The organism is Candidatus Nealsonbacteria bacterium CG07_land_8_20_14_0_80_39_13 (assembly GCA_002779355.1).
Classification (GTDB): domain Bacteria; phylum Patescibacteriota; class Minisyncoccia; order Minisyncoccales.
In genome coordinates this window covers 1-6,550 of the sequence record PEWS01000006.1, presented here as the reverse complement: position 1 = coordinate 6,550, position 6,550 = coordinate 1, and the positions used below count along the sequence as shown (strand labels likewise).

Below are 6,550 nucleotides of genomic sequence, written 5' to 3'. Positions count from 1 at the left end.
ACAGAAATGGCCAAAGAAGCCTCTGATTTAATACTTTTGGATAATAAATTTTCCATTATCGTTGCAGCCGTAGAAGAGGGGAGATTCATTATGGATAATATAAAAAAAGTCATCACCTACCTGCTCTCCGGAGGTTTTGCGGAAGTGGTTTTGATCGGGGCCAGCATTATGGCAGGTTTGCCATTGCCTCTTACCGCCACCCAAATACTATGGATCAATCTGATTGAAGACAGTTTGCCGAATATGGCTTTAGCTTTTGAGCCCGAGGAAAAAGATATTATGAAGAATAAACCAATATCAAAAAAAGCTCCTTTGTTGACCAAAGAAATGAAAACCATAATATTTGTCATTGGGATTGTTACAGATTTAATCCTCTTGGGATTATTCTTCTTGTTGTGGCACAAAACTTATGATATTGATTATGTAAGAACAATGATTTTCGCTTGTTTGGCGGCCGACTCCCTTTTCTATGTTTTTTCCTGCGAGAGCTTAAGAAAGAATATATGGGATATAAATATTTTCTCAAATAAACCTCTGCTTTTAGCCGTCGGGGCGGGATTCTTGATGCTGGCCATTTCCATTTATGCGCCGGTTTTCCAAGAATTATTAAAAACTGTTCCTCTCGGAATTACCGACTGGATGATAATTATCGGCTTGGGACTGCTGGAAGTTCTTCTAATTGAAGCTGTTAAATGGTTCTTCATAAAAAATAAGAAAAATAAAATATGATTTTTCATACTATAATGTTTATCGCCTCCTGCGCCCTGCTTTTCTGGGTCGGACGAGGAATACTTGAGGCCTTGGGCGGAGTAGCCAGATTTTTAAAACTGCACGAATTTGTGGTTGCTTTTTTCATTATGGCTTTTGCCGCCACCTTGCCCAATTTATTTGTTGGAATCATTTCAGCCATCAATGATGTTCCTGATTTGGCTTTCGGAGATATTGTCGGCGGAAATTTAGTTGATTTAACCATCACCATCGCTTTAGCGGCCTTATTCTCAAAAAGAGGGTTGCCGGCTGACGGAAAAATAGTTCAGACATCTTCAATTTTTACCATTGCCATCGCTTCTCTTCCTGTGCTTTTAATTTGGGACGACGTTTTGGGAAGAGGCGACGGCTTGATTTTGGTAATGTCTTTCTTTTTTTATATTTTCTGGCTTTTCTCGGAAAAAGAAAGATTCAATAAAGTTTACGATGACGACGAAAATCCCGCAGACAGAAAGATGCTGTTTTTCTTTAAAAATATAGGCAAAGTATTTTTGGGAATTATCTTGTTGCTGATAGCCAGCGAAGGGATTATCCAATCAGCTGTTTTCTTCTCCGTCGAATTAAGCATAAATTTGATGATTGTCGGAATATTAATCACCGGAACAATGAATTGTCTTCCGGAAATATTCTTCTCCATTCACTCGGCCAGAAGGGGAGAGGTCTCCATGCTTCTTGGCAATTTGTTGGGCTCAATTATTATCCCGGCCAGTTTGGCCTTAGGGGTGGTAGCGATTATCTGCCCCGTTCAAATAGTTGATTCCGCTCCTCTTATTGTCGCCAAAGTATTCCTTTTAATTGCTGCTCTTTCCTTTATCTTTGCCGTCAGGACAAAGAATAAGGTAACCAAAAAGGAAGGGTTTATTCTCTTAAGTATCTATCTTTTATTCATTTTAATTGAACTTTTCCTCCGTTAATGCTAATGTTATAAAACAATGAATGAGGTGTTTTTTATTATAATAATAGGGTTGTTGCTGGGGATAGTCTTTTTTTTAATCGCTAAAAAGGACAACAAAGAATCCGGCGTTAGCCTAAGGGAAGACCTAAAAGGGATAAAAGACGAATTAAAAGAGGCAAGGGAGAAAAATATAGAGTTCCTTCAATATCAATCAAAAGAAAGCCGAGATATAGTTAAAGATATCACCTCTCAACTGGAAAAACTGCACTCTGACCACGAACATGTCAAAGATGTAAAACAGCAATTAGGCAAGCTCACCGACATTCTGGCCAATCCGAAGCAAAGAGGTATTCTGGGAGAGTATTTTCTGGAAACCCTATTGAAAAATGTTTTTCAACCCGGCCAATACCAATATCAGTATGAATTTAAGAATGGAGACATTGTTGACGCGGTAATCTTCATAAAAGACAAGATACTGCCGGTAGACGCCAAATTTTCTCTGGAGAATTACAATAAAATTCTGGAAGAAAAAAATCCGGAAAGAAGAGGGGAGTTAGAAAAAATATTTAAACAGGACCTAAAAAACAGAATTGAAGAAACGGCAAAATATATCAGGCCGGACGAAGGGACAATGGATTTTGCCTTTATGTTTATTCCATCTGAAGGCATATATTACGATCTTTTGGTCAATCAGGTCGGAGGAATAAAAATAAGCACTTCTGATTTAATTGAGTACGCTTTCAAACAGAAAAAGGTTATTATTGTCTCGCCGACATCGTTCTACGCTTACCTTCAAACAGTAATGCAGGGATTGAGAGCTTTAAAGATTGAGGAGTCAGCTCAAGAAATTATCAAGAGGGTGGGGGGTTTGCAGAAACATTTGCTTAATTACGATGAATTTTTGAAAAAATTAGGAAATAATTTGACGACGGTAGTAAACGCTTATAATCAAACTTATAAAGAATTCGCAAAAATAGATAAAGACGTGGCAAAATTAACTGAAGGGGAAGAGCAAGTCGAACCCCTACAGATAGATAAACCAAATCCTTAATTAAAAATTTAAAATTTATGTTGGCTATAATCAAGACCGGAGGCAAGCAATACGTTGTTAAACCGGGAGATAAAGTAAAAATTGAAAAACTTGAGCAGGAAGCGGGGAAAGAGATAATCTTTTCCGAGGTTTTATTGACGGAAGATGCTGGAAAAGTGAAAGTGGGAATGCCCTTGGTGAAGGACACTAAAGTTGTTGGAGAAGTGGTGAAACAAGGAAAGAGCGACAAGGTCATTACCTTCAAATATAAGTCAAAGAAGAGGACTAGCGTTAAAAAGGGGCACAGACAGCCGTTCACAGAAGTAGAAATCAAAACCATCTCCTAATTTAGGACTTGTAATCTGCGAACCGTAAATTATGGCTCAAAGATTAAACCAAAAACTCCGCACTGCGGAGTTTTTATTTTCGGGTTTCGAGGGCGCTGGAGAGGGTTTCCTCGTCGGCATACTCTAATTCTGCGCCCATAGGCAATCCTCGTCCCAAACGGGTGATTTTGACGCCTAAAGGGCCTAATAATCGCTCCAGATACAAGCTGGCCGCCTCTCCCTCGGCCGTTGGGTTAATAGCTATAATAATCTCCTTGAAATCAGCCTTAATTCCGTATTTTTCAGAAGATTTAACTCTTTCCTCAAGTTCTTTAATTCTCAAACCCTTAACATCCTCTTTTTTAAAAGCCGAAGCCCTGTTTCCCAAAACAAAATAAAGTCCTTTATATTTTTTTGTCTGCTCAAGAGTGGTCAAATCAGTTTCTTTTTCTACGACGCAAAGCAATGTTTTGTCCCTTATCGGATTGGAACAGATTTCGCAAAAATCACCTTCGCCCTCAAAAGTATTGAAACAAAAACCGCAGTACTTTACATTATTTTTCAAGGCGGAAATGGAATTTACCAGATCGTCTATTTCTTCTTTTGACGTTTTCATCAGGAAGAAAACAAAACGAGCCGCTGTTCTCGACCCAACTGTCGGAAACTTGGAAAACAATTCAATTAATTTCTGAATTGATTTAGAATACATGCTTTAAGAAAATATTTCATCCAATTCGCTTCCTTCTCCTCCGCCCTCTCCCTCTCCTTCGCCATAAGATTTTTCAAGGTCGCGGAAGGAAACAAATCTCTCGTCAAAGAAAAGCTCAACCTTGCCGACTGGCCCATTACGATGCTTGGCAATAATTATATCGGCAATGCCTTTTCTTGATGTCTCCGGCCTATATCTGTCTTCTCTGTAAATAAAGAGAACAACATCCGCATCCTGCTCCAAACTTCCGGATTCGCGGAGGTCTGATAGTCTTGGAACTTGAGGAGATCTTTGTTCCACTGCCCTTGATAATTGAGAAAGGGCCATAACCGGAATATTAAGTTCTCTGGCCAATCCCTTCAGGGCTCTGGAAATTTCACTCACCTGTTGAACCGAATTTGCCGTAGGGTGCATTGGTTCCATCAGTTGCAAATAATCAATAATCAACAAAGACAGCCCTTTTTCAGCCTGAAGACGTCTGGCCATAGCCCTCATCTGGAGGATATTGGATGAAGAAGCGTCGTCAATATAAATCGGAACTTCTGATAAAATACTTAAGGCGTTTTGTATTTTAGTAAAATCATTTTCTTCTCCCTCTGCTGAAAGCCGTCCGGTTCTTAATTTCCACAAGTCTATTCCCGATATGGAGGAAATCAGCCTGTCAACTATCTGGTCTTTTGACATTTCCAAGGAAAATATCCCCACAGGCTTCTTTTCTTTAAGAGCCACATTGAGAGCCATATTTACAGCCAGTCCGCTTTTTCCTATACTCGGCCTTGCGGCTAAAATAATAAAATCTGATTTCTGCAATCCGGCCAATATATTATCCAGTCCCTTAAAACCCGTTGAAACACCCCTTAATCCGCCTTCGTGTTTGGAAAGCATATCTATTCTTTCAAAAGCCTCTTCCAAGGTGTCTTTTATGGCCACAAAATGTTGAGATAAGCTTTTCTGGGCAATACTGAAGATTTTTTTTTCAGCTCTATCTAAAAGAACATCTGTCTCCTCCTCTTCTTCTTGAGCTAAAGATTTAATATCATAAGAAGCGTCAATTAAATCCCTTAAAATCCTTTTTCTCTGGACGATTTTAGCGTAATTGGCAACGTGGCTGGCAGTCGGCACGGAATTCATTAATTCTGTTAAATAGCTATTGCCACCGATTTCATCAAGCAAGTTTTTTTCTTTGAGCTTATTGGCGACCGACAGAATATCAATCGGCTCTGTCCTTGCAAAAAGATCCAAACAGGCCTGATAAACATCCTGATGCTGTTTTTTGTAAAAATCTCTGGCCAACAAGAAATCAACTACCTTGAAAATAGCGTTTTTATCAAGCATCAATGATCCAAGCAAAGAACTCTCCGCCTCAATGTTTTGAGGGGGAAGCCTATCTATGTTTACATTTGCTGAATTGTTTGCCATTGTTATATAATGATAACAAAGGTTTAATCGCTTAACAAGGATTAAAATCTAAATTTCAAATTACAAATTACAAATTTATGAAGGTCGGTTTAATATCTTTTCATACATTTTCCCAACCGGGTGGAATCAAAAACCATATCTTAGGATTGCGCAATGAATTTAGGAGAAGAGGGGTGGAATCAAAAATAATCGTTCCCAGAAGAAATTTTCTGGAAAATTATGGCAAAGACGTGATTCTTCTCGGCACATCTTTTCCTATGAAATTCAACGGCAGCCAATCAGATTTTAGTGTGAATTTCAATCCCTTGGCGATAGATAGGGTTTTGGAAAGAGAAAAATTTGATGTTCTCCATTTCCATAATTTCGGCTTTCCTTCGGCTCTTCAAATTTTGGAAAAATCCGATTCTCTTAATATCCTGACTTTTCACGCTGATATTGAGGGCAGCACTCTTTTTAAATTTTTTCCTTCTTTAAGCGTCGCCATGAACGAAATTGTAAAATGGAAAATGGACGGAGTAATAGGGGTGGCAAAATTGATTTTAGAAATTTTTGAGGGCTTTCCTAACTCCCAAAAAGTAATTCCCAACGGGATAAATCTTAAAAAATTCAATCCCAGCTATCCGAAAATCAGAAAATTTTCTTCGGATAAAAAAATAAACTTGCTTTTCGTCGGCAGAATAGAAGAAAGAAAAGGGCTCATCTATCTTCTTCAGGCCTACAAGATTCTTTCTGAAAAATTTAATAACTTGCGATTGATTATAGTCGGAAAAGGAGATTTGGAAAAAAATTGCCAAGAGTATGTTAAGGAAAATAAATTAAAAGAAGTTTATTTTGAAGGAGAGATTTCCGGAAACAATTTAGCTTCTTATTACAATACAGCTGATATTTTTTGCAGTCCGGCTGTTTCCGGAGAAAGTTTCGGCATTGTTTTACTGGAGGCCATGGCCTGCGGAAAACCAATCGTCGGATTTTCCAATAGGGGATATAAAGAGCTTCTGGAGGGGACAAAAGGAGAAAAATTTTTGGTCGAACCGAAAAATTACGGGCAACTGGCTGAAAAATTAGAACTCCTCATCAAAGACGAAAATTTAAGGAAAGAAGCAGGGGAGTGGGGACTGGAGGAAGTCCAAAAATATTCATGGGAGAAAGTCGCCGGAGAAGTTTTGGATTTTTACGAATTATGCCGAAAAGAAAAGGAGGAGAGGGAAAAAAAAGAAAACGAGGAGGGAAAAACCCAAGACCCCTTCTTTCTCCCTTAAATGTAGATGTCGGACATCTACATACATCTACATAAAACTGAATTTTGAATTTGGCAGATTTGTCTTAGGCACAGACATTTGTCGGTTTAGTTAGTTGATAATCTTCTAAAAATTGATTCGGCGATTTGCCGTTTAATCCGCAAT

General features: G+C 38.5%; 7 protein-coding genes. 5 read left to right on the top strand and 2 right to left on the bottom strand.

Features of this window, described 5'->3' with window-relative positions; genetic code table 11:
• The first annotated feature begins 6 nt into the window (after positions 1 to 6).
• From COS96_00390 to rplU, 4 genes are read left to right on the top strand one after another with little or no spacing between them, the layout of a single operon-like run.
• Positions 7 to 729 (top strand): hypothetical protein, encoded by a 723-nt coding sequence (locus COS96_00390; GenBank protein PIU44179.1) that lies wholly within the window; start codon positions 7 to 9, stop codon positions 727 to 729.
• Entirely contained in the window at positions 726 to 1,682 is a 957-nt protein-coding gene (locus tag COS96_00385; GenBank protein PIU44178.1) for a hypothetical protein, read from the top strand. The genes COS96_00390 and COS96_00385 overlap by 4 nt, the downstream gene beginning before the upstream one ends.
• A gap of 18 nt (positions 1,683 to 1,700) precedes the next feature.
• Positions 1,701 to 2,714, top strand: a complete 1,014-nt coding sequence (locus tag COS96_00380) for a DNA recombination protein RmuC (GenBank protein PIU44177.1) — start codon at positions 1,701 to 1,703, stop codon at positions 2,712 to 2,714.
• Between the two features lie 17 nt (positions 2,715 to 2,731).
• The gene (gene rplU, locus COS96_00375; GenBank protein PIU44176.1) at positions 2,732 to 3,040 is read left to right on the top strand and encodes a 50S ribosomal protein L21; all 309 of its coding nucleotides are present in this window, start codon (positions 2,732 to 2,734) and stop codon (positions 3,038 to 3,040) included.
• 73 nt (positions 3,041 to 3,113) lie between these two features.
• On the opposite strand, the gene COS96_00370 is transcribed toward rplU, so the two are convergent.
• On the bottom strand, positions 3,114 to 3,728 hold the full coding sequence (locus COS96_00370) for a recombination protein RecR (protein PIU44175.1): 615 nt from the start codon (positions 3,726 to 3,728) through the stop codon (positions 3,114 to 3,116).
• 3 nt (positions 3,729 to 3,731) lie between these two features.
• Positions 3,732 to 5,147, bottom strand: a complete 1,416-nt coding sequence (gene dnaB, locus COS96_00365) for a replicative DNA helicase (GenBank protein ID PIU44174.1) — start codon at positions 5,145 to 5,147, stop codon at positions 3,732 to 3,734.
• 77 nt (positions 5,148 to 5,224) lie between these two features.
• On the opposite strand from dnaB, the gene COS96_00360 reads away from it, so the two are divergent.
• A complete protein-coding gene (locus COS96_00360; GenBank protein PIU44173.1) occupies positions 5,225 to 6,406 on the top strand; it encodes a hypothetical protein in 1,182 nt (393 codons plus the stop codon).
• The last annotated feature ends 144 nt before the right edge of the window (positions 6,407 to 6,550 follow it).

Excerpts from the sequence above, each read along its gene's own strand:
- COS96_00390 (PIU44179.1), top strand. The coding sequence starts at position 7 with ATGGCCAAAGAAGCCTCTGATTTAATACTTTTGGATAATAAATTTTCC.
- COS96_00385 (PIU44178.1), top strand. The coding sequence starts at position 726 with ATGATTTTTCATACTATAATGTTTATCGCCTCCTGCGCCCTGCTTTTC.
- COS96_00380 (PIU44177.1), top strand. The coding sequence starts at position 1,701 with ATGAATGAGGTGTTTTTTATTATAATAATAGGGTTGTTGCTGGGGATA.
- rplU (PIU44176.1), top strand. The coding sequence starts at position 2,732 with ATGTTGGCTATAATCAAGACCGGAGGCAAGCAATACGTTGTTAAACCG.
- COS96_00370 (PIU44175.1), bottom strand. The coding sequence starts at position 3,728 with ATGTATTCTAAATCAATTCAGAAATTAATTGAATTGTTTTCCAAGTTT.
- dnaB (PIU44174.1), bottom strand. The coding sequence starts at position 5,147 with ATGGCAAACAATTCAGCAAATGTAAACATAGATAGGCTTCCCCCTCAA.
- COS96_00360 (PIU44173.1), top strand. The coding sequence starts at position 5,225 with ATGAAGGTCGGTTTAATATCTTTTCATACATTTTCCCAACCGGGTGGA.